24 protein-coding genes and 3 tRNA genes are annotated in these 22,735 nt (G+C 52.6%); 20 read left to right on the plus strand and 7 right to left on the minus strand.

Features of this window, described 5'->3' with window-relative positions:
- Positions 1 to 30 precede the first annotated feature (30 nt).
- The gene (locus H6507_10770) at positions 31 to 657 is read right to left on the minus strand and encodes an NADPH-dependent F420 reductase (GenBank protein ID MCB9369581.1); all 627 of its coding nucleotides are present in this window, start codon (positions 655 to 657) and stop codon (positions 31 to 33) included.
- Between the two features lie 160 nt (positions 658 to 817).
- Here H6507_10770 and H6507_10775 point away from each other — a divergent pair, with 160 nt between their 5' ends.
- From H6507_10775 to H6507_10785, 3 genes are all read left to right on the plus strand, one after another.
- Positions 818 to 1,369, plus strand: coding sequence for a LemA family protein (locus H6507_10775; GenBank protein MCB9369582.1), 552 nt, complete (start codon positions 818 to 820; stop codon positions 1,367 to 1,369).
- On the plus strand, positions 1,366 to 2,322 hold the full coding sequence (locus tag H6507_10780; protein ID MCB9369583.1) for a M48 family metallopeptidase: 957 nt from the start codon (positions 1,366 to 1,368) through the stop codon (positions 2,320 to 2,322). The genes H6507_10775 and H6507_10780 overlap by 4 nt, the downstream gene beginning before the upstream one ends.
- Positions 2,323 to 2,456: 134 nt before the next feature.
- A complete protein-coding gene (locus H6507_10785) occupies positions 2,457 to 4,217 on the plus strand; it encodes a T9SS type A sorting domain-containing protein (GenBank protein ID MCB9369584.1) in 1,761 nt (586 codons plus the stop codon).
- A gap of 80 nt (positions 4,218 to 4,297) precedes the next feature.
- Here H6507_10785 and H6507_10790 read toward each other — a convergent pair whose 3' ends face one another.
- From H6507_10790 to H6507_10815, 6 genes are all read right to left on the minus strand, one after another.
- Complete coding sequence (locus H6507_10790; GenBank protein ID MCB9369585.1) at positions 4,298 to 5,962, minus strand: SMP-30/gluconolactonase/LRE family protein; 1,665 nt, start codon at positions 5,960 to 5,962, stop codon at positions 4,298 to 4,300.
- A 313-nt stretch (positions 5,963 to 6,275) separates the two neighbouring features.
- Positions 6,276 to 6,770: an SRPBCC domain-containing protein gene (locus tag H6507_10795; GenBank protein MCB9369586.1), complete on the minus strand. Its 495-nt coding sequence runs from the start codon at positions 6,768 to 6,770 to the stop codon at positions 6,276 to 6,278.
- Positions 6,767 to 7,150, minus strand: coding sequence for a DUF1801 domain-containing protein (locus H6507_10800; GenBank protein MCB9369587.1), 384 nt, complete (start codon positions 7,148 to 7,150; stop codon positions 6,767 to 6,769). Before H6507_10800 ends, H6507_10795 begins: the two co-directional genes overlap by 4 nt.
- Positions 7,147 to 7,644 carry a VOC family protein gene (locus tag H6507_10805; protein MCB9369588.1) on the minus strand — a complete coding sequence of 166 codons (498 nt, stop codon included), beginning with the start codon at positions 7,642 to 7,644 and terminating at the stop codon, positions 7,147 to 7,149. The genes H6507_10800 and H6507_10805 overlap by 4 nt, the downstream gene beginning before the upstream one ends.
- A complete protein-coding gene (locus H6507_10810; protein MCB9369589.1) occupies positions 7,637 to 7,987 on the minus strand; it encodes a winged helix-turn-helix transcriptional regulator in 351 nt (116 codons plus the stop codon). Before H6507_10810 ends, H6507_10805 begins: the two co-directional genes overlap by 8 nt.
- 163 nt (positions 7,988 to 8,150) lie before the next feature.
- The gene (locus tag H6507_10815; GenBank protein MCB9369590.1) at positions 8,151 to 9,803 is read right to left on the minus strand and encodes a glycosyltransferase family 39 protein; all 1,653 of its coding nucleotides are present in this window, start codon (positions 9,801 to 9,803) and stop codon (positions 8,151 to 8,153) included.
- Positions 9,804 to 9,938: 135 nt separating this feature from the next.
- Between H6507_10815 and H6507_10820 the strand changes: the two genes are divergently transcribed.
- The 17 genes from H6507_10820 to H6507_10900 all read left to right on the plus strand — a co-directional run bounded on the left by H6507_10820 (position 9,939) and on the right by H6507_10900 (position 22,593).
- A tRNA-Arg gene (locus tag H6507_10820) sits at positions 9,939 to 10,012 on the plus strand.
- Between the two features lie 65 nt (positions 10,013 to 10,077).
- Positions 10,078 to 10,593: a nucleoside deaminase gene (locus H6507_10825; protein MCB9369591.1), complete on the plus strand. Its 516-nt coding sequence runs from the start codon at positions 10,078 to 10,080 to the stop codon at positions 10,591 to 10,593.
- Positions 10,565 to 12,169 carry a terpene cyclase/mutase family protein gene (locus H6507_10830; protein MCB9369592.1) on the plus strand — a complete coding sequence of 535 codons (1,605 nt, stop codon included), beginning with the start codon at positions 10,565 to 10,567 and terminating at the stop codon, positions 12,167 to 12,169. Before H6507_10825 ends, H6507_10830 begins: the two co-directional genes overlap by 29 nt.
- Positions 12,170 to 12,175: 6 nt before the next feature.
- Positions 12,176 to 13,441 (plus strand): tyrosine--tRNA ligase, encoded by a 1,266-nt coding sequence (locus tag H6507_10835; GenBank protein MCB9369593.1) that lies wholly within the window; start codon positions 12,176 to 12,178, stop codon positions 13,439 to 13,441.
- Between the two features lie 23 nt (positions 13,442 to 13,464).
- Positions 13,465 to 14,286 carry an outer membrane lipoprotein-sorting protein gene (locus tag H6507_10840; GenBank protein MCB9369594.1) on the plus strand — a complete coding sequence of 274 codons (822 nt, stop codon included), beginning with the start codon at positions 13,465 to 13,467 and terminating at the stop codon, positions 14,284 to 14,286.
- Between the two features lie 47 nt (positions 14,287 to 14,333).
- A complete protein-coding gene (locus H6507_10845; GenBank protein ID MCB9369595.1) occupies positions 14,334 to 15,143 on the plus strand; it encodes a hypothetical protein in 810 nt (269 codons plus the stop codon).
- Between the two features lie 77 nt (positions 15,144 to 15,220).
- Positions 15,221 to 15,308, plus strand: a tRNA-Ser gene (locus tag H6507_10850).
- Positions 15,309 to 15,366: 58 nt separating this feature from the next.
- Complete coding sequence (locus H6507_10855; protein MCB9369596.1) at positions 15,367 to 15,951, plus strand: YdeI/OmpD-associated family protein; 585 nt, start codon at positions 15,367 to 15,369, stop codon at positions 15,949 to 15,951.
- Positions 15,952 to 15,972: 21 nt separating this feature from the next.
- Positions 15,973 to 17,097 carry an MBL fold metallo-hydrolase gene (locus H6507_10860; GenBank protein ID MCB9369597.1) on the plus strand — a complete coding sequence of 375 codons (1,125 nt, stop codon included), beginning with the start codon at positions 15,973 to 15,975 and terminating at the stop codon, positions 17,095 to 17,097.
- A 27-nt stretch (positions 17,098 to 17,124) separates the two neighbouring features.
- Positions 17,125 to 17,604 (plus strand): DinB family protein, encoded by a 480-nt coding sequence (locus H6507_10865; GenBank protein MCB9369598.1) that lies wholly within the window; start codon positions 17,125 to 17,127, stop codon positions 17,602 to 17,604.
- Between the two features lie 24 nt (positions 17,605 to 17,628).
- On the plus strand, positions 17,629 to 18,423 hold the full coding sequence (locus H6507_10870; protein MCB9369599.1) for a DNA alkylation repair protein: 795 nt from the start codon (positions 17,629 to 17,631) through the stop codon (positions 18,421 to 18,423).
- A 72-nt stretch (positions 18,424 to 18,495) separates the two neighbouring features.
- Positions 18,496 to 18,582 (plus strand) — tRNA-Ser (locus H6507_10875).
- Between the two features lie 103 nt (positions 18,583 to 18,685).
- A complete protein-coding gene (locus tag H6507_10880; protein MCB9369600.1) occupies positions 18,686 to 19,777 on the plus strand; it encodes a site-specific integrase in 1,092 nt (363 codons plus the stop codon).
- Between the two features lie 92 nt (positions 19,778 to 19,869).
- Entirely contained in the window at positions 19,870 to 20,079 is a 210-nt protein-coding gene (locus H6507_10885; GenBank protein MCB9369601.1) for a hypothetical protein, read from the plus strand.
- Between the two features lie 96 nt (positions 20,080 to 20,175).
- Positions 20,176 to 21,273: a hypothetical protein gene (locus H6507_10890; GenBank protein ID MCB9369602.1), complete on the plus strand. Its 1,098-nt coding sequence runs from the start codon at positions 20,176 to 20,178 to the stop codon at positions 21,271 to 21,273.
- A gap of 34 nt (positions 21,274 to 21,307) precedes the next feature.
- Positions 21,308 to 21,931 carry a hypothetical protein gene (locus tag H6507_10895; protein MCB9369603.1) on the plus strand — a complete coding sequence of 208 codons (624 nt, stop codon included), beginning with the start codon at positions 21,308 to 21,310 and terminating at the stop codon, positions 21,929 to 21,931.
- Between the two features lie 8 nt (positions 21,932 to 21,939).
- The gene (locus H6507_10900; GenBank protein MCB9369604.1) at positions 21,940 to 22,593 is read left to right on the plus strand and encodes a ThiF family adenylyltransferase; all 654 of its coding nucleotides are present in this window, start codon (positions 21,940 to 21,942) and stop codon (positions 22,591 to 22,593) included.
- Positions 22,594 to 22,735 lie beyond the last annotated feature (142 nt).

Genomic DNA, 22,735 nt, shown 5'->3' on the forward strand with positions numbered 1-22,735 from the left:
GGTGTCGACAACCCCTTTTCATTTGGCAAGTTACCGTCTCAGCATCGCGAAGGCAAATTCGCGTCCGTGACCTTCGGCGTAGGCCAGTTTGATCCAAAGCATCGCCAGCGACTCAAGGTGGCGTGCCATCGACAACGGCCCGGCGTCCACGGCGTCAAAACCCAACTCTTCGGTCAAGAGTCTTACCGATGCTTTCGCAACGGCGTCGCCCCCGCAGTAAAACATCACCGATTTCTGCTTGCCGTACACCGGATTTGACATGTTGTTGAAGCCCGTCGAATTGAAACACTTTACGACATGCGCTTGCGGCTGGAGCTTCTGCAATTCTTCGGCGCCCGACGTGTTTCCGGATACGGAAAGTCCCGCGAGTCCCGGAGCAATCGGATTGGTCGCGTCGATGATGACCTTCTGTGCACACGGACCACAACTGCTGGCCATTTCTATTGCGGCTTCATAGGGCAGCGCCAACACGATGACTTCGCCCCACTCGACGGCTTCGGCAATCGTTGCGACGCGAACGGGTTTGTGTTCCTGATCAACCACGAATTTGTCAGACTTGGGGGCGCGCACTCCGTACATGACTTCGTGCGGGCCCTCGTTCCAACGAAAACCCAAGGCCTTGCCGACGTTGCCCATGCCGATTATGGAGATCTTCATTTTATTCCTCCGGGAAGTATGTGCTTAGAAATGAGGGAGTTGCCTGTATCTATGACACGTTTCGGACTCTATTTTGTTCCGAATGACGATGGCCGTTTGCAATTGACCCCGCCGCAACGTAAATTTGTGATTGATTTGCCGCAACTAACGGGAGAACCGTATGGGTTTCTTAGTAATTCTCGGCCTGATTGTCGTGTTGGCAATCTGGATCATTGGCCTTTACAATGGTCTGGTCACGCTGCGCAATCAGGTCAAAGGCGCATGGTCCCAAATTGACGTCCAGCTCAAGCGCCGTCACGACCTCATCCCCAATTTGGTCGAAGTCGTTAAGGACTATATGTCCTACGAACAGGAGACGCTGGAAAAGGTCATCAAAGCCCGCAACACCGCCGTTTCTGCAACCGGTCCCGCCGACGTGTCGGCCGCCGAAAACCACTTGACCGGTGCGCTGCGCCAGCTCTTTGCCGTTTTCGAGAACTATCCCGACCTGAAGGCCAATCAAAACGTGATGAAACTTCAGGAAGAATTGACCTCCACCGAAAACAAGATAGCATTCGCGCGGCAATATTACAACGACACCGTGATGACTTATAACACCAAGCAGGAACTGTTTCCCGCTAACCTCTTCGCCGCGTCGCTTGGATTCAAGAAGGAAGAATACTATCAAGTGCCCGAAGAAGAGAAAGAGAATGTGAAGGTTGACTTGAGGTGAGCGACTACCGTCGCGATTTCGCCGCTGAAATTCGGTCTAACAAGCGGAAGTCGATGACTTTGTTCATCGGGCTTCCGCTTTTGTTATTGATCTTGTGCTGGGTGATCGGACGGTCGTACGGGTTCGGTGATTTAGGATTACCTGTCGGATTCATCGTCGCCGTTTCCGTGATGCTGATCTCGTATTTTCTGGGTGACGACATCGTGTTAGGTTTTACCGGCGCGCGCGAAGCGACTTGGGAAAACGACCAGATGCTCTTCAACGTCGTTGACGAAATGCGCATCGCCGCGGGTTTGCCGATGCCGCGTGTGTACGTCATCGATTCCTTTGCGCTGAACGCTTTCGCGACCGGATGGAGTCCGGAAACCGCCGCGGTTTGCGTAACGCGCGGGCTCTTGGAGAAACTCAACCGCGAAGAACTGCAAGGCGTGATCGGCCACGAAATGGGACACGTCGCGAATCTCGATATTCGCTACATGCTGCTGGTGTCTACGATGGTCGGAGCGATCGCTTTGATTGCCGACGGCTACCGCCGAAGCATGTGGTACGGAAGCGGACGCATGGGAAGATCTGCCAGCAAAGGTTCGTCGCGCGGAGCATTTCTGATCATCGGAATCGTGCTTTCAATTTTGGCTCCCTTTGCAGCGCTGGTCATGCAGGCGTCGATCTCACGCAAGCGAGAGTACCTCGCCGATGCGACGTCAGCTCGACTCACACGCAATCCGTTGGGCCTTGCCAATGCGCTGGCGAAAATTGAACAATCGATGTTCGTCAATCCGCTGCCGTGGATCAATCGCGCAACCGTGCATCTGTTTATCATCAATCCGCTTCGCAACGACGAGATGTCCAAAGGGCTGATTTTCTCCACCCATCCACCCACCAAAGACCGCATTCAGCGCCTCCGCGCCATGGCAAACCTACAGGGAAGTGTGCAAAATCAACAAGTTGAGTGAGTTGGTTACAAAGTTGCGCGGATGAGCTGAAAAGGATTGCGAGCCGGAGTATTTGAGGCTATATTGCTATAGCTTGGTGGAGCAGGACTTCGTGTCGGAAAACTAATCAAACCCTGACAAGGGGGAGGTACAACATGCGTGGGATGCTTGGAATTACCTGCTTTTGCTTGATTTTGGGTTGGACAATTGGTGCGCAGGCGCAATTTCCTTTCGTGGAAGTTGGCGCACAAGTGGGACTGACGGAGGCGGGTTCGCCCGGATGTCCGCGTTGGGTGGACATGGATGGAGACGGCGACCTCGATCTTCTTCGAACTGTTCGTTTTTACGGCGCGGTGGAATACTACCGCAATGACGGCGGGGCTTTCACGCTCATGGACAATGTCGGTCTTCCGGACGACTGCGACATTCAGAGCCTCGTTCCCGTGGACTTTGACCGCGACGGAGATATCGATCTCTTCTTGGGCGGGTACCACACGGATCTGCAATTTCTGGTCAACGAAGACGGCCAATTCGTAAACCGCGCCGCCGAACTTGGCATTGACGTCGACAACGGTGTGCGCGACTACTTCTGGCTTGATCTTGACGGCGACGGTTGGGTGGATTTGATGATTCAGTTCATCGATTACTGGGCGCTCTATCACAATGACGAAGGCGCAGGCTTCACGGACATCACTCAAGGGTCAGGCATTCCGAATACGCACGACAATGCGAACTTCGCCTTAGGTGACTTCGATCTCGACGGCGACATGGACATCTTCATGCCGCGCATCAGCGGGAGTGATTATTTCTACCGCAACGACGGAAACGGCGTGTTCGTCGACGTCACTGCCGCCGTGGGCTTGGCCGGAACTCTCACCGACGCGGGCAGCATGTTCGTCGATATCAACAATGACAAGTATCCTGACTTGATCATGCCCGGCGACGGCTCGCATGACGTGTATCTGAATCAAAACGGAGAGTATTTCGAGCAGGCAAGAGTGCACGGTGCCGACGCCGATTTTCAAGCCATGGACTGGCCGTGGGGCGCGCATTATGCCGCCGGCGACTATGACTTGGACGGCGACTTTGATTTTATGGTCGTCTGCCCCGGAGGTACCGGCATGCTTCACGGCGAAAATCAATTCTTGCGCTGCGACAGCGTGTCTGGATTGGACGTCTATTTCACGGACATGGCTCCCCAATGGGGACTTAATTCGATGGACGACGGTTTGCCCCGGTTTGCCGACTATGACAATGACGGCGATCTGGATTTGATTTTGATGCTGAACGGTTTGCCGCCGCAGTTGTATGAAAATACGACGAACGGGACGGACCGTTTGGAAGTCACTTTGATCGGTCCGAACGGCGAGGAATTCGGTTGGCACCGCCGCGTTGAAATCTTCCCGCACGGCGGTGACGCGGCGCTTTGTGCCAATGTTTTGGGTGAAGACGCGGTCGGTGTGAACGGCATGAACAACTATTTCGCCGTCGACGAAAACGGCGCATACGACGTGTATATCTACTTGGAAGACGGTACAATGCTGTCTCCGGAGACACATCCGCAATTGTCGAATGTCGTGCCTGCCGCTATCGGTCACAAACTTTCGGTGCAGCTTGATGCAACTTCGGCCGAGCCTGATCCTGTCTTTGTCTATTCCTTCGAGTTGCATCCGGCTTATCCCAATCCGTTCAACCCCTCGACGACTATTCACTATGAGTTGGCGGCTGCAAGCGACGTAGAGTTCCGCGTGTTCAATACGTTGGGCGAGGAAGTCGCGTCTTTTGCGCTGGGTGCAAAAACTTCGGGCGAACACACGTTCGAATGGAATGCGTCCGCGCTGCCGTCCGGTGTGTATTTTGGACGAATCGAAGCAGGCACACAAGCGGCGACACAAAAACTTGTGCTGCTCAAGTAGCATCTCGATCTTGAAAATGAGCAACGGCCTCGACGAAATGTCGAGGCCGTTTTATTTTTTCTCGTGTCAACTTGATTGCTTTACCAGCCGTCCCGTTCTCCGCGCGCTATCCCGTCTTCAGGCATAAAACCGTTCCAGTGCGAATGGCAGTCTAAACAATTGCTGCCCGGATAGTGTTCCAGCCCCGTCCCGTTGCTGCGGTAGTAGTCCGTTTGCGTATGACAGATTTCGCAAATGCCGTCGAAGTTCGGCGCGCCGTGAATAAAGTCCGTCGCATGGTTGAACAGCATGTGTTCGCTTTCGTCCACGGGGTTTCCGTTGCGAATGAAATAGCGTTCATACTGCGGCTGATGGAAATGCGGGTTGTGACAAATGCTGCACGTCAAGGTGTCCGTGCCCAAGTGCGACTGAACGGGTGTCGCAAAGCCGGTTTCCACGTGACAGCTCTTGCACATGTGGTCGCTGGTCCACCACTCGGGTTTTGGAGAGGGAATAACGGGTGGGCGTGTGTGACAACTGTTGCAGCTTATGCCCTCCGAAACTTCGTGCGGATCATCGTGGGCTTGGTCGAGGTGGCCGTCGCCCGTACGAACTTCCAAAGTTGACAAGGCTGGAGTTTCGAGACCGGATTCCACGATGATACGGTAGTAGCAAAGATCGTAGAGATTCACCGCTGTGCCGTCCGTGAAACTCGTGTCAATCGTATTGCCGATAACTTCAACAGAAATTTCGGGAAACTCAAGGTCAGTACTGCGCTGCACGATGTAGCTCCCGGCACCGAGTTGAGGATTCCAACTAAGGTGCAGTCCGCCGTCATCGGCCAAGATAGTCAAATTAAGCGGCAGCGGAGGAGTGGGAGTCACACTGCCGGTCACGGTGTAGACATGAACACAGCCCGTCGACGGCGAGGTCACATAGAGCGTCGTGCCGTCCAGAGCGATGTCGACTCCGCCGCGCAGGGCAAGCGTTTGCAGCCGCGCCGCGTTAAGATATGCTCCGTCCGTATCGTAGATTTGAACCAAGTCCGTGATCATATCGAGCAGCCAGATTCTTCCTGCCGCGTCAATCTCGATTCCGAACGGCCGGAAAAATTTCCCGTCGATTTGCAGGCCGTTGCCTTCGGAGCCGAACCGGAACAACGAATCGCCGTTCAGAGCATATGATTGAATCCGGTAGTTGTTCTGGTCGTTTACAATCAGATCGCCGGTAACAGAATTATAGACCATGGCGACGGGTTCGTCGAGTCTGCCGAAAAAATAGCCATGCCCGGCAAAAACAAATAACGGCGCACCCGAAGCGTCGAAAACCTTTACAAAGTCATCTTCATCCGACACGTACACGCGGCCATCCGGAACCCAAGCCACGTCGTGCGGATCCGTGAACGTAACCCCCGTCATTCCGTATGTGGTCAAGACAGTGCCGCTCATGTCAATCTTATAGACGGCGTTTCCCACGGTGACAATCAGATTGCCCGGGTCGGCCAAACAAATCGCTCCGGGAACTCCATTGATTGGAATTTCGGAGATCACAGTTCCGGCAGCGTCGAACACGAGAATCTTTTCGTCCAGCGGGGACGTCACAAAGACGTGATGCGACACTGTATCACAGACAACCCGCGTGGGGTTGTTTATTCCGCACCATGTACCAGACGGAACGAATTCCAAGGCGGAAACCGGGTCAGAGAAACTCAAAGTAAGCAAGACGGCGACCCAAAACCAAACACCAAATTTACGGTCGGATTCCATCATTAACTCCTGCGCCCAGATAATTCTGCGCGGCTGAATTGCGTTGCTTTCCAGATGTCATAGCAAGTTAATACAAAGTTAATGGAGACTCAACTACACGAATTATCCAGACTTTTTTTCATTTTTTGTGTGTCATTAGCGCTAAAGTGAACGTTTCTACAATGTAGCACAATCATTCAGGAACTTTCGATGTGAAAACCTTCACAAAGAGAGGCGTGCCTATTCATTCGATAAAAATATCGCCAATCAAGTTCACTGAAAACAAAACGGACGCACATTGCTGCGCGCCCGTTTATCGAGTGTGAAGTTAATTTCACATTGCGGTGAGCAGGTCGTCCAGTTTTTCGAACATTTCCGCCCAGCCCTGCGAAGATCCCAGACTGATGATTCTGTCGCGGCCTTCGTTCGTTTCGAATTTCGAGATCATCGTCAGTTTGGTTTTGTTGCCGAGATCTTCGAAAAGCATCGTGGTCACACTGCTCGGCGGCGGCCCCTCCGGTCCCCAAAAATCTCCATCAATGACGTTGTCTGTCCAAACGATCTTCTCAATCGGGACGATTTCGTCGTAGATGAAATGGCACGGATACTCATTGCCCATCCCGACCATCGTATCCAAGAATGACCCACCCGGTTTCAGGTCGACGCTGCAATCTTTGTTGGTGAAGTTGTGCGGTGCCCACCATTTTTCGAGATGCTCCTTCCTTGTCCAAGCGTCCCACACCAGTTGTCGCGGCGCGTCAAACGTCCGTATGAATACGATCTCACGGTCGTTGACCTGCACCTGCATTTTGTCCAAAGCTGTACTCATTTCGTTCCCCGTTTCTGCTTATGTTGTCTCTGTATTTCCCGTGCTTCGTTCTCTCGCATGCGTGCTTTGACGATCTTTTTGACCAGCGCGGAGGGCAGTTGTTTTTCGACCGTGAATTGAATCGTCCCCTTGGACGTCTTGAAACCGCCCAATTCGTTCTTCAACTCTTGCGTCATGAAAGCGCTCGCTCCAAAAAGGCTCATGTGGTTCTTGAATGCCGCATAGTGAACAAGATTGCCTTTGTACACCACCGTCGGCATGCCGTAGGAGATCTTCTCTTCGGCTCCTTTAGCCACAGAAAGAATTGTCTTGCGCAGTTTTTCGAGTGCTTCGCGCTGGTCGTCGGGAAGCCCCTGCAAGTACTTTGCGACCTCGTTCATTTCCCGTCAAAAGCGCGCTTGAGTTCGGCAATGTCAAGTTTTTGCATCGTGAGCATCGCCTGCATCGCTCGTCCCGCTTTCTCTTTGTCCGGATTGTTAATGATGTTCGCCCATTCCTTTGGCACAATCTGCCACGAAAATCCGTACTTGTCTTTCAACCATCCGCACGCGCTCTCTTGCCCGCCGTTGGCCGTAAGCGTGTTCCAGTAGTAGTCAATCTCCTCTTGGTCGTTGCATTCCACCATGATGGAAACAGCTTCCGAGAATTTGAAAATCGGCCCGCCATTCAGCCCCATGAACTTCTGACCGTTCAATTCAAACACCACCGTCAGCACACTTCCTTCCGGTCTCCCGGATGCTTTTGCCGAGGCCGCGTCATAGCGGGAAATGTCTAAGATCCGCGAATTGGGAAAAACTGAGATGTAGAAATTCGCGGCTTCTTCGGCCTGTGTGTCGAACCAAAGACAAGTGGCGAAAGTGATGTTGTTATTCATTTGGGGTACTGCCCTTCTTGTGCTGTGTTTGCAAGTGTTTCAAGTATTGATCCAATCTGTCAAATCTTTCTTCCCACATTTTCCGATACTGGTCAATCCAGTCCGAGGCTTCTTTGAGAGGAAGAGCTTCCAATTTGGCGGGCCGCCACTGCGCGTGCCGCGAGCGCGAAATAAGCCCGGCCCGCTCGAGCACTTTCAGATGCTTGGTAATCGCAGGAGCCGACATCCGAAAGGGCTTGGCCAGCTCGGAAACAGAAGTCTCCCCCGAGGACAACCGCGCCAGAATCGCTCGCCGCGTAGGGTCGGAAAGCGCTGCAAATGTTTGACTTAATTTATCCTGCATGAGTTGTTATTAACAATATGGTTAATTAACTAATGGGTAATATAAAAAAGAGAATTGGCTTTGTCAAGAGGGCAGAGGTCTCGAGAAAAATGATCGTCAGAAGTACAAAATAAAGGCAGCCTTCACAATTGGAAAGCTGCCTTTGAGATTGACTGGCGCGAGTTCAGGAGTTCCGATGCAGCACGCGAAGCTCGTGGATTCGTACCCACGGGAGAGTTGTCTTGAACGGGTATGTCCGCACCGTCGTGTAACCGTCCAGACTGTCAAAAGCGATTACGTATTCGTCGTCCGGTACCCACCACCAGACATCGGGGTTTTTGGGTACGAAATCTCTTGTGTAAAGTCTGCTGGCATTGAACTCCACTCCGCCGTCAATGTGGTCCGCGGGAATCTTCAGCTCATTCGTAAGATCGTCCAGAGCCAACCAACGTGCGCTGTTCCAAGAATGATAATCCCTCGTAGAAAGAGTGGAGAACACAAACATAGCGGTAAGAAAAAGAGCTATGGCGGCGCCATACCATCGGCGTAACGGACGGTGTTCGCCGTGAAGCGCGATGAGCAGAGCGGCGAACGGAATCAGCAGAATATAGTAGCGGTCAAACAGACCCGCGACCGTAATGACCGCCAGATACTGCGCAGGAAAGGTGAGGGAAAACAAAATTAGGACTGAGCGAAACGGCAAGGGGAGCGAGAAATTCGATAGAATGTTTCGAAGTCCGTTCAGGCTTAGGGCCGTTAGCATGATTCCCGACACTATGGCCATAACCGTCAAGGTCTGCCACAAGATTGCCGGCGCCTCGGCAATCTTGGCCATTTCAAGGATTCCGTCGCGGAGGCTCAGTGCGCCTGATCCGAAATCTACCCAAACATTAATGATAAACGGCATCAGCATGCTGGGATAGTGAGCAATGAATAGTGCGAGCAGGAATGCGAACGGGAGCCATCTGGATAAACGGATCCCCCAAAGCGGCAGTCTCAAGGCCTGGCCCGGAACAAGACTCCAGAGCACAAGAATGAACAACCCGGGATAACCCACCGCGGCCAAAATCGCGTTTCGATAGTGGTAATACTGCAGCGAAAGCGGCTGAAAAAATCGATCCGTCAAGTTGTTCATCCACGGGCTATGCAAGTCCGTAAATCCCAACAAGGGATAAAAGACGTACTGGTGCAGCAGCAGCTCGGCCGCACACATAAAAACCGGGAAGACCGCCAGCAGAAATGTCTGCTTAGAGTAGGTCCGTGAAAGAAAATAGCCGACGCCAAATGACACCGCGAGAAACAGGGCGAATTGACGGGTGTACAAAGCTATCGTAAGAGCGACCATCAGCCAGACGTAAGTTCGCATGCTGCCCGTGCGAATGGTCCGGAGAGAAAGAATCGAAACCCAAATCAGCAGCATGTAAAAGAACACGTCCGTCATGAACGTCGTGGAGAGATTCAGGTAGATCGGATTTGCCGCAACCACCGCCGCTGTAAGCAGCGCGGCTCGCCGGTTGCCAGAAAACTCTTCAATAAAAACGTACGTAAGAACGATTCCAATGAGGCCCGCCGTGATCATCGAAATATGCAGAGCTGCAAAAGAAAATCCGAACGGCAAGCAAAACAAGGCGCCCCATGCAATCATGCTGACAAGCGTCATGGCTGGCCAACCCTGCGGAATGTCTAATGTGCCGTGCTCAACCAGCGATTGGACGGGTCTGGCATAGGCCCAATCGTCATTCAATGGAAACTCGCCCCACGGGCCAATCCAAATAATGGCCGCAAGCCAAAGGAGGCAAATCAAGATCAGCCAAATTGGGGGGCGAAATGTGTTCATGGCCTAAGATACCTATTTGCGGCCACGACTGCAATTGAAATCGCTTCCGGGTAGTTGACTTTAGTCCTCAAATTTCATATACTTGGGTTCATTTGTGACTTTTTAGAAGTGCTTGTTTTTTATTAGGTCACATGCGCGCCCGTAGCTCAACTGGATAGAGCGTCTGGCTACGGACCAGAAGGTTTGGGGTTCGAATCCCTACGGGCGTACGAAGTCAAAGGATGAAGGATAAAGGATGAAGGATGAATCGGGCGGCAAATCCGCTTGAATCTTGATGAACAACCTCCTCGAATCCTTTGGAAAACCTGACCATGACCGCTGGATGGGAGCGGCGCTGGCGGAGGCCGAAAAAGCTGCCGAACGAGATGAAGTTCCCATCGGCTGCGTGATTGTCCATAACGGAACGGTGATCGGGAGGGGTCACAACCTCACTGAAAGCCACCAGGACCCGACCGCGCACGCGGAAATGATTGCGATTACGGCGGCGGCTGAAGCACTCGGCAGCCGCCGTTTGTTAGATTGTACCCTGTATGTCACGCTCGAGCCGTGCGCGATGTGCGCCGGAGCCATCGTGCTGGCCCGCATTCCTTATATAGTGTATGGCGCGCCCGATGCCAAAGCCGGTGCCTGCGACACACTCTACACCTTGCTTTCCGACCCGCGGCTGAATCATCGCGCCCATCTCGTGCGCAAAGTCCGCGAAAAAGAATGCTCCGAACTTCTCTCCGCTTTCTTCGCCCGCAAAAGAGACGAGAAAAAACTTGGCCAGTCTGACGACTCAACAACTTGAGCAACTGCGCGCCCGCATTTCGCAGCGCGCTGAAAGCAGCATTCCCGTTTGGCCCGTCGCGGTCAGACCTTGCGCGGAACGCAATGCGCTCGCGCTCTTGATGGGGACGCTGCTGGGCAAGCTGCCGAACGACGACGTCGCTCCGCTCGTGCGTCCGATTCTTTCCGAGCAAGAGAAAAACGGAAGCTGGCGCAACGATATTTCGTTGACTTTGGAAATCGTGCAAGCTCTTTCTCAGTCAAACCGTCCTGAAGCCCGTCCGGCAATGAACAAGGCTGTGACGTGGCTCGAAGAGCATCCGCACCGCCGACATTTGCGCGCGGAAACACTCTTGCTCTTGGGACACACGACGGGACTCGGCGCTCCGATTCGATTCCGTTATTTGCTGAAACCCGCGCTGAACATCGCAATCGATTGGAGTTTTCGCGGAAAGAACACGTCGCGAAAATTGGCCGCGCATCTCTTGATGAACGACCAAGGCCGCGACAACGGACGCATGTCGGCGTTAATCCGCCGTCAACAAACCGACGGCTCATGGGACGGCAATGTGCGCACGACGGCGCTTGCGATGGCTGCGCTGCGGCATGCGGGCGTGCCTGCTTCGGACAGTTTGTTCGAACGTGGGTTCAGATTCATGCGCGTTTTGCAGCAGTGGGACGGCAAGGACCTTTTGCAAGCTCCCGCTGACGTGTCGAATGTGCTGCATGCGACGACCGTACGCTCTTTGATTTTGGCTGGAGCAGAAAACAGTGAAGTCGCGCCGTCTGCCATGCTTTTGCTGCATCATCAGGATGTTAGCGGCGGTTGGAGCACCGGCAGCGGGCAACCCGTTGACGTGATGACCACAGCGATGGCGCTGGACGCGCTCGCGCTCTTTGGAGACGAGCCGCTTGAGACACGTTGGGTGCGCAGGCGTGCGGCGGAATTCTTGATTTCCGTGCAGCACTCAGACGGAAGTTTTTCCGCGTTGCCCAAGAAATCATGGTTCGCCTATCGCGGCGCGAAAAACCGTGCGAGTTTGGACGTCACCTCTGCGGCGCTGTTGGCTCTATGCGAATGCGGCGAATTCAGTGCGCTGCCCGCGATGATCAAAGCTGTGAATTTCATCACGCGCGAGCAATTGCCCGACGGTTCGTTTCCCGCTTCGACAATGAAGTCGCGGCTATACACGACGGTACTTGCGGCGGAAGCACTCGATGCGTTCGGCGGCATGCGCAAGCATGTTGAAAAATCGCTGGAGTGGATTTCCACTCAGCAGCATGAACTTGGCGGATTTATGGGCGACGTGGGGTTGACGTCGTGGCACACGGCGATGGCTGTACGCGGATTGAGTTTGCGGCCGGCGAAGTTCGCGGTCGAACTTGCTTCGGCCAGAACGCATCTGCTTATGCGTCAAGACGAAGAGACCAAGTGGTGGAATGATGCGTCATCAAACCTCTATGTGCCGAGTCTTCACCGCAGGCTCAGCGTGACGGAAATGACGGCAATGGCCGCGCTCGAAGCCTTGCACACGGGAAGCCGCGTGCGCGCAATGCGCACCAGAAAATTGCGCACGACTCCGACGCCGCGAGGATAATCGTTCGTGACGCTCTTTGAAGAATTCAGTTGGCGCGGTTTAGTCTACGATTCGACTGCCGAAGCTGCCGAAGCGGTTAAGACTCCGTTAGTCGTCTATTCCGGTTTTGATCCGACGGCGAAAAGTCTGCACGTCGGAAGTTTGGTTCCGCTGTTGCAGTTGCGCCGCTGTCAGCTTTTTGGTCACACGCCGATAGTCTTGGCTGGTGGCGGAACGGGCATGATCGGCGATCCGTCGGGAAAATCTGCCGAGCGTAATCTGCAATCCATTAAGCAGATCGAAGAGAATCTCGCGGGGATGGAGAAGCAGCTTAAGTTCTTTCTCGATTTCGACTCTGGGAGCAATCCCGCGAAGTTCGTCAACAATGCCGAGTGGCTCAACAAAGTCACGATGGTCGAGTTTCTGCGCGAAATCGGCAAGAATTTTTCCGTCAATGTGATGATGCAAAAGGAATCCGTGCGCCGCAGGTTAGAGAGCGAAGACGGGATTTCTTATACCGAGTTCACGTACAGCTTGATGCAGGCGTACGACTTTCTCGAACTCTTCGACCGTCACAACTGCACGCTGCAAATCGGCGGCAGTGACCAGTGGGGCAACATAACGGCGGGTGCGGATCTGATTCGCCGCAAACGGCAGGGCAAAGCGCACGCGATGGTCTTCCCGCTTTTGACCACGGCGAGCGGGCAAAAATTCGGCAAGAGCGAGGGCGGAAATATCTGGCTCGACTCTGAGATGACGTCGCCGTACCAATTTTACCAATATTGGTACAACAGCGACGACCGCGACGTCGACCGCTATTTGAAAACGTTTACCTTCCTGACGCGCGATGTGATTGAAGACCTTGCGCACGTCACGGAAGCCAGCCCAGAAAAGCGCGAAGCGCAGACCATTCTCGCGCGCGAAGTCACAAAACTCGTGCATGGCGACGCCGGAGTACTGGCTGCCGAACGCGCAGCGAAAGTTCTGTTCGGAGGTGATCTGGATGGGTTGTCGGCAAAAGACGTTGTGGGAATTTTTGCGGATGTTCCTTCACACACGATTGCCAAAGCTGAAATTTCTTCCGGCAAGAACGTCGTCGATCTGATCGTTGAATCCGGTCTGTTCAAATCCAAAGGCGAAGCCCGCCGCATGATCGATTCCGGCGGCGTCTACGTCAACAACGTTCGCATTTCCGATTCCGCGCACACAGTCAATGCCGATCAAGCGATTGACGGCGAGCTGTTTGTGCTGCGCAAGGGGAAGAAGGAATATCTCGTAGTGAAAGTCGGTTGACGACTGTAAACTGAGGAGAAGTTATGAAGAAGTTTTTCGCTCTTTCAATTTTGGCCGTGCTGTGCATTGCGTCGTTCGCAAATGCGATGGACCTCGAAACGCTGCTCAAGAACGCGAATGAGTTTCACGACGGCAAGCTGGCCAAGATTGACGACATGACGCTCGAATACACGGGCACGTTCAGCGGTCCTGCGGGTGAAGGCATGGGCATGACGTCCAAGATGATTCGCAAAGGCGACAAGTGGCGCATGGACGCGACGATGACGGTCCCCGAAGGTCAGGTGACGATGAACGGCCAAGCGATGCCTGCCGGCGGCGGTATGGAAACCACCGTGCTCTTCGACGGTCAAGACATTTGGACCTCGGTCATGGGCATGAAAATGAAAATGCCGAAAGACCAAGCCACCGAGCAGCTTTCATTTTCACAATACTGGACGGAGCCGCCCGCGGGTTCCGAAGTCACAGGTGAAGAAACCGTCAACGGCCGCGACTGCTACGTCGTCGTTTATCCCAAGATCGACCAGACGGAAAGCGAAACGACAATTTGGCTTGACAAAGACTACTACGTCAACGTCAAGTCCGAGTCGAAAATGGGCGGCAAGCTCGTCAAGACTCTCTTTGACGATTTCAAACCCGTCGCCGACGGATACGTGCTTCCTTACAGCGCGGTGGTTTACAGCGACGATGAAAAAACCGCCGATGTGAAGATCACAAACGTCGAGCTTAACAAGGGCGTGGACGAAAGTCTGTTTGACGCGGCGACTCTCGGCGGCGGCGAAATGAACATGGATCTCGAAAAGCTGATGAAACAAGCCGAAGAGATGCAAAAGAAGTACCAGCGTTGACGCTGGACCCAATGACGCTAGTGCGTTTAGATTGAGCGGGGTGGGGTATGAATAAGTTGGTTTGGATTCTCGCAGTTGTTCTTTGCAGCACATCTTTTGCGTACGATATCGAAGATTTCAAACGCGACGCGAAAACCTATCACGAGTCGCACCTTTTTGCGATGAACGGACTGGCGTTGACCGTGCACGGTGATATCACCCAGCCCGGACACGACAGCTTCACCGTGGACGCGACCTATTCCATGCGCGGAAACAAATGGCGCGCGGACGCAGTCGTAAAGAGTGAAGACGTCGAAGAAGGATTTCCGGTGACCGTACTGTTCGACGGTACACAGACATGGACGCAAATGCTCGGCATGAAAGTCAAGGTGCAGCACAGCGACGTCGACAACCGCGTGCGCGGCTATCTCTATTGGGAAGAACCGGCATACGGTTCCGAACTCGAAGGCGAAGGCAGACTGAATGGCCACGATTGCTGGGTAGTCACGACGCCGCTGAAAGAATCGGACGGTACCGAAATCACGATGCGCAGTTGGTACGACAAGGAACACTTTGTACTCGTGCAATCGGAAACCACGCTCGACGGCAAGCCTGTGCACATGGAGTTCTCCGATTTCCGGCCCGTGAGCGGCGACTATGTGATTCCACATGCGATGCGTGCCGAACAGGAAGGCAATCAAATCGTCAGTGCCAAAGTTATCGCGGCGAGCGACGGCAAAGGCGTGTTGGACACGGCCTTCGACGCAGAGTTGCTTGACGGCGGTGATTTCCCGGACATGGGACAGTTGATGCGAACGATGCAGGTTTTCGGAAAAGTGTTCACGAAAGAAGTCTCCAAACTTCTGAAAGCCGATTAGAGTTTCTTGGGCACAGTCTTGTGCCACACAAAATAGTTGGACCCTGCGCCTGCACAATGGGTCCAGCGTCCACGCTGGGAGAGATGGCAGAGTGGTCGAATGCGGCGGCCTCGAAAGCCGTTGTACCGCTTGTCGGTACCGGGGGTTCGAATCCCTCTCTCTCCGCTGAGGCTCTGCCCCGGTCAACAACAGGCCGGGGCAGAGTCGCCAAATTTCATTCGCGATGCCGGAAAAGAAATCGACAGACTACGACATCGTCGAGTTTTCAACTGCCAAACAACTCGAAAAGTGGTACGCGAAATACCACGACAAGGTTGACGGCATCTGGTTGCGAATGTACAAGAAAGACTCGCGCGTTAAGTCGGTCACACGCGCGGAAGCTCTCGATATCGCTCTTTGTTTTGGATGGATCGACGGACTTGCAAGACGCGAAAACGACTTGTCGTACATTCAGAAGTATACACCGCGCCGCAAGCGAAGCATCTGGTCGAAAATCAATTGCGACCACATTGAAAGGCTCGCCAAAGAAGGCAGGATGAAACCCGCGGGTCTGGCACAAGTCGAAGCCGCGAAAGCCGACGGACGCTGGGACAACGCCTACGATTCGTCACGCACGATTGTCGAACCGGAAGATTTCTTGAAAGCTATCAAGCGCAAAAAAGGCGCATTCGCGTTTTACAAAACGCTGAGTTCACAAAACCGTTACGCGATTCTCGTGCGGATTCAAATCGCGAAACGCGCGAACACGCGTCAGCGACGGATTGAGAAATATGTCGAGATGTGCGCCAACAGCGAGAAGCTTTACTGATCATGACGACGCAAGAGCACAGTGCGCAGAATCCTAAAATATTTTCTGTGGGTTTTTGTCAGCGCGGCCTTCCTGCTTTTCGCACTGGCCTTTTTCAGCACTGATATGTTTCGACAGTTTGGAGCAAAGCCGTCCGGCGCAAGACTCGCCAAGTTGAAAGCATCGAAGCTCTACGACGGCAAGGCGCTGCAAAATCCCAGTGAATACGGCCCAAATGACATGGGGCCGTATCTCGCCATGATGAAGGATTACTTGTTCGGCGGCGAGCAGCGCGAACCGAAAAAGCAAATTCAAACCGTCGCGTTGGATTTGCAGGCGCTGTCGCAAAAGAAATCAGACGGAATTCGCTTCGCTTGGATCGGTCATTCGACCGTGCTCTTGGATATCGACGGAGTCCGCTTGCTGACGGATCCCATGCTCAGCCCGCGTTGTTCACCGTCCTCTTTGTTCGGCCCGAAGAGGTTTCACGAGGTAAAAGTGCCGGACGAGATCTTTGAAACACTTGATGCCGTCATCCTCTCGCATGATCACTTTGATCATCTCGATTTGAAGACGATCGAAAGACTCGCGGATTTCTCAACCCCGTTCTATGTTCCGCTCGGCGTCGGCGCGCATTTGGAATTTTGGGGAATTAAGCCGGAAAGAATTCACGAGCATGATTGGGGAGATTCCTCAACATTCGCCGTTGACCGTCTGACGCTGATTAGCACACCCGCGCGGCATTTCTCAGGCCGCGCCATTACGCGCAATCAAACGTTGTGGTCGTCGTGGGTAATTAAGTCGCCTTCGCATTCAATCTACTTCAGCGGCGACAGCGGCTACCACGGCGGTTTTCGGGAAATCGGAGCGCAGTACGGACCGTTTGACCTTTCGATGATTGAAATGTCCGCTTACAGTGAGAAATACTGGCCGACGCTGCATATGTGGCCGGAACAAGCGGTACAGGCGCATCAAGATGTGTCCGCTGAAATCATGCTACCGATTCACTGGGGAACTTTCAATCTTGCACTCCATGCTTGGAATGAACCTCCCGAAAGGCTGGTGCGTGCGGCGGATAGTGCAGGAGTAGAAATCGTCACGCCGCGCCCGGGGCAGTTGGTCGATCTCGATTTGTTGCCCGAGCAAGAATTCTGGTGGCGCGACTAAGCACAGAGAGTATTCGGACGACATTCTATGACCACACAAGATCTGATTGCACAATTGAACTTTGCGCATTTCGTGATCACGGTGAACTACGACGGCATATCGGAAGAAATGGCAAATCAAGAACCGAAACCGTCGGGCAATCCGTTTAACCGTGTGCTCGGGCACATCATCGCGACGCGAATGCCGCTCTTCAGAGTTTTTGATCTAAAGCATCCTTGGAATGAAAAGCAGGCGAACGTCTACAACGGTCCGTGGGACAACGCAGATAAATCGCAGGCTCTATCGTTTGACGATCTGAAAAGACTTGAGAACGAAACTTTTGATCAATTGAAGTCAGCCGTCGAGAACTTTTCCGGCGATTGGGACGCGCATTATCCCGAAAGCAAGCCGGAACGTCCGCAGACCTACGGACAGCGTGTGACTTTCTTCTTGCTTCACGAATGCTATCATGCCGGACAGCTCGCGAGTATCAGAAGGTCTTTGGGTTTGCCGGGAATGCTAAAGTAGGCCTGCGAACAGGGGAGCCGTTTGATGGAAAAGCCAACAAAGAAAGCGGCAGCAAAGTCGTCTTCACCGACGAAGAACGCGGCAAAGAAGACATCTCCAAAGCCTGCGGCAACCAAAAGTGCTGCTAAGAAAAGTCCCGCTTCCGATTGGACCGTCGAAAAAGTGCTCGCTGAAATGAAGAAGATGGGCACGGCGCAAAATGTCAAGATTTATAAGCGCCACGGCATGCCCGAGCCGGTGTTCGGCGTAAGTTTCGCGAATCTTGGCCAGCTTCAAAAGCAGATCAAAACCAACCACGAGTTGGCAAAAGCTCTGTGGGCCACCAAGAATGCGGACGCACGCAACTTAGCCGTGAAAATTGCCGATCCTGCGCAGTTCACGGAAAAGGAACTCGATGCGATGGTCAAGGATCAGAATTGGTACGGCAGTTGTGACATGCTGTCGGGTCTAATCGGCAAGACAAAGTTCGCGCAAAAGAAGGCAGAAGAGTGGATCGATTCCAAATCCGAGTGGATTAGCCGCACAGGTTGGAATTTGATAGGTGGATTGGCATTTGATCCGAAGTCGGATTTCTCCGATGCGTATTTCGAAAAACATTTGAAGCGCATCGAGAAGGAGATACACTCCGAAAAGAACTACACACGTCATGCGATGAACATGACGGTGATTTGCATCGGTGCGCGCAACGAGAAGCTGCGCAAGTTGGCCGAAGCCGCCGCGAAACGCATCGGCAAAGTCGACGTCGATCACGGTGAGACCGATTGCAAAACCCCGGATGTGATTCCGTATATCGCAAAAATCTGGGCGCGCAAGAAATAGTTATGTGACCCGCGCAGAATTTCGAGCGCAAATCGAGATTGAGTCGCGGCATTGGGTCCAGCGTCTACACAGGGAGAGGTGGCCGAGTGGTTGAAGGCACACGCTTGGAAGGCGTGCATACATGAAAATGTATCGGGGGTTCGAATCCCCCTCTCTCCGCAAGAAACCCACAAGCTATTGATTTTATGGCTTGTGGGTTTTATATTTTGGGGAGATGTGCCAGAAATGTGCCACAATCAAATCATCTGCTAGGTGACCCCGAATGAAAAAGCCAACTATGCCAAATGTCCGTAGCCGGACGCTGCTAAGCGGGAAAATCACGTACTTCTTAGACTACGTTGATATCCTGACAGATACCCGCAAGCGCCTAGCAGTGGGGTCGCGAAAATCAGATGCCCACAAGAAGGCGAAGGATATCTATGATCAGATGATGGCTCGCTTTGTTGGCGAACCGAATGTGTTGCGGTCAGAGGTGGGACTTGATGATCTGATCGAGTCATTTTTTCGCGGCAGAGAAGGTAGAAATGCTGTCAGGACAATTAAGCGATATCGGGTCTTTGCTGGGCACTTTCAAGACTTCATGGCCGCAAACTTCAAGAAAGTCCATCGCGCGAGTGAAGTACAACGCGTGTACCTCGAAGAACTTTTAAGCGCGCTATCAAAAGCCGGACAAGAAGCTCGCACACTGAATGCCGAACTACACTTCCTGAAGATGTTGTTCAAATATGCCGTAGAGGAAGGCTTCGTTGCAGATAACCCGGCACAACGTATCAAGCCCTTTCGTGAAACAAAGAAAGCAGAGTCGGTGCAATTTTGGAGCGAAGACGAGGTTAGAAAAATACTTGCCACAGTAAGGTCGCACTGGCGACCTATTTTTGAATTCCTGTATTTGACTGGATTACGCAAAGGGGAGCTGATTCACCTTACTTGGAAGGACGTGAATCTTTCTGACGATCAGCCAACGATCACGGTCCAGGCAAAGGAAGATTGGGTAACTAAAACGGTAAGTAGGCGAATTGTTCCACTGAATGACCGAGCTGTTGAAATCCTAAAGGCGCAAAATCACGTTAAGAATCACAATCGCGTGTTTTGTGGTGCAGACGGAGGATTTGTACACCCCGACAAGATTTACGTAGAACTGAAGCGGGCGCTAAGGCATCTTGGTCTAACCGGTGATGTTCATCAATGGCGGCACACATTCGCATCACATTTGGTTATGAAGGGCCAAGGTTTGGAGACAGTTTCCAAATTGCTTGGTCATGCAAGCATCGAAATGACTATGAAGTATGCACATCTCGCTCCTGCACACCTAAGAAGTGCCGTTAAAGAGCTGCCGAGACTTTCTGATGATTGACATCTGAAGTCAACGCACAATTTCATACAGGCCATGCCCCACAACATTGTGGGGCTTTTTCGTTTGGAATCAATCAAAGGAGAACACATCTCATGCGCGTGAAGGTATTGTGTCTTGGCCGGTCGGCCAAAGAAATCAATGTCAACGAAGGAACCACGGTCGAACAAGCCATCGCCGAAGCCGGTTTCCCCAAGGACTCCAGCTACACTCGGCACTTGAACGGCAGCCCGTGTTTCGATACGGACATCGTCGTGGACGGTGCCGTTCTGACGCTGGTCCCACAGGTCAAAGGGGGCATCTAGGAGGGTGCTTCAGACGACCATTCCTGAGTAGTCTCGGGCATACAAGAGGGCTGTGATCCACGTGGTCATGGCCCTCTTTCCTCCGGAGGAACAAACATGATTGAACAACAGATTCGAACGCTGTGCGACTTCTATGCACAGAAGTGGAACACACCAATTACGCTGATGACCAAGGAGGCCGACGTAGCGCAATGGCACGAAGTCGGGATTGCCGTGTTTGTCAATGCCGAAAAGGACTCGCAGTTCTGCAAAGACATGTTCGGGGATCCACTTGTGATGGAATCCGTCATCGTCGGCAAGGTGTCGTCCATGTGGTTAGTTCTATACGGTGCGCCTAGACTGGATGTCACTTCGAACATTCTCGACGCGCATCTGCCAAGAATGTGCCGTGTCTTTCGAAACGGTCAGCGACAGGCATTGATCGAAACAACGCTGTCCGTTGCTGCCGAACGTAAGCAGGAACTTGCACGAACATTGCGCGATGATAAGTATGAATTGGAACGACTGTGCATGCAAGTTATGACGTTATCCCGAAAGATCGAAGGCGACAACGAGATTCTAAAGATGTTCAGCAGAGCACCTGAATTGATCAAAGCCAAGGCAACGCGGACTTTCGTCGAGATGATGAAATTGGTTCCCAGTTGTTACGAGTCAATCAAGTTGGATGACTCTTCAGTCATCGCAACGACGTATCCAATTGTCTTGGAACATGATGGTGGACGTTACGATTTTGAACCATATGTCGTTGAAGTTCGGCTTGATACTGGCAAAGTGCTGATCAGCGGTGGCACCGAATGCAACGGGTACGTGCATCCGCATGTCGCGGATGATCCTAGTAACATCTGCTGGGGCAACATCGGACATCTCGTACCTCGCCTTGCAGGTGAACTCGATCTACATGGATTGCTACAACTCGTTCATCAATTCCTACACAGCTACAACAGCAGTGATCCATTTCAAAAAATCGAGAAGTGGGATCCTAACTGGGTTGAAGATGAAGACGACGAGCCCTATTGCAGTTGGTGCGACGACTATGGCCATGACATCAGCGACTGTGAATCATGTTGGTGGTGCCCACACTGCAATCAGTACGATGATCACGATGAAGACAGTTGTCCAAACCGCCCACAAGAAGAAAACGAAGAGGAGGATGCCGATGCAGAACTTGCAGAGGACGCAGAGACAGCCGGTTGATTGTGGCATCAAGATTCAAGTGGAAGCAACTGCGATGCAGAAGCTTTGGCTCTGGACAGACATGGCAAAGGGTGAAGTTTCTTGTCTTGGTCTTGTTGACGAGGTTGTGAATGCTGACTCCATGCGCATTACGACATTGGTCGTCACGGACTTCTTTCTTGTCAAGCAGAACTGTTCCTATGACGAAACTGACATGCATGTTGATGACATCGCTAGATTGATCACAGAACTTGAATCCAAAGGCATTGACTCGCGCAAGCTTAGATGCTGGGCACATTCCCACGGTGGAATGCAGGTTTTCTGGTCGGGCCAGGATGAATCGTGTATCAGCGGACTTGCCAACAGCGAATGGCTTCTATCTCTGGTCGTCAACAAGCGTCGGGACGCCATCATGCGTCTGGACCAGTATCATCCGAGTCACATGTTCCTCCCCGATGTCGTATGGGAGACTAAGTTTCCACTGGTGGACGGTCTTGCTGAAGCATGCTTTTCGGAGTTCAAAGCTAAAGTGCAGGAGGTAGCCTTCGTTCCAAGGAATCGTGACTACGGGCCTGCGAGCTTGCGGGACGCAAAGGAACGTGGCGCACTGACGATGGACGAACTCGACGATGAATTGAATTGGCTGGGTTTGGACCGCGATGAACTTGAACCATTTTAGGAGACAACATGAACGACATGCGATTTCTAAGACAGCAAGATGTTGTCGATGCGGACAGATTGGCAAATCTGTCTATAACGTTGATTGGTCTGGGTTCCATTGGCAGCGTCACGGGGTTGTATCTTGCCAAGATGGGGGTGGTCAGTTTGACTACCTTCGATGCGGACATCGTAGATATTCACAATGTCAGCAATCAGGCATATGGGATGTCTGATGTTGGTCTTTTGAAAGCGGATGCGTTTTCGGTTCTTGTCGAGAATCAAACGGGACTGCTGCTAAACACAATTGGCATGCAATACGATGGTCGGCAGCATACTGGAATAGTCATCAGCGCCGTGGATTCCATGAAGTCACGCGAGGCGATTTGGAAGGCGATTCGGGATCAACCACAGGTTCAGCTATATGTTGATGCTCGTATGGGACTCGAGACACTTGTCGTCCATACTGTTCGACCGCAGATTCGAGAAGACCGCGTACGTTACTCGCAAACAATTGTGCCTGACGAACAAGCTTATCAAGAACCTTGCACCGCACGCACGATTTGCTACACGCCGTTGATGGCAGCTTCTGTAGTGTGCAATCTTGTGAAGCGGTTTGTGAATCATGAACAGGTTCCGAGTCAGGTGACTTTGGATCTGACGACGTACACGATGATTGCCTGATTGCGAATCTTGAATACTATGTCTGAAAGACAGGTCAGTACCTGTCTTTTTACCTCAAGCAAGGCTAACATTTACAGCTTATTACGCATGCATCGGCTTCATGTTGCTATTTCACATCGTAACGCATAAATTTGTGACAAAC

This window comes from Calditrichota bacterium, assembly GCA_020637445.1.
In the GTDB taxonomy this organism is placed as follows: domain Bacteria; phylum Electryoneota; class RPQS01; order RPQS01; family RPQS01; genus JABWCQ01.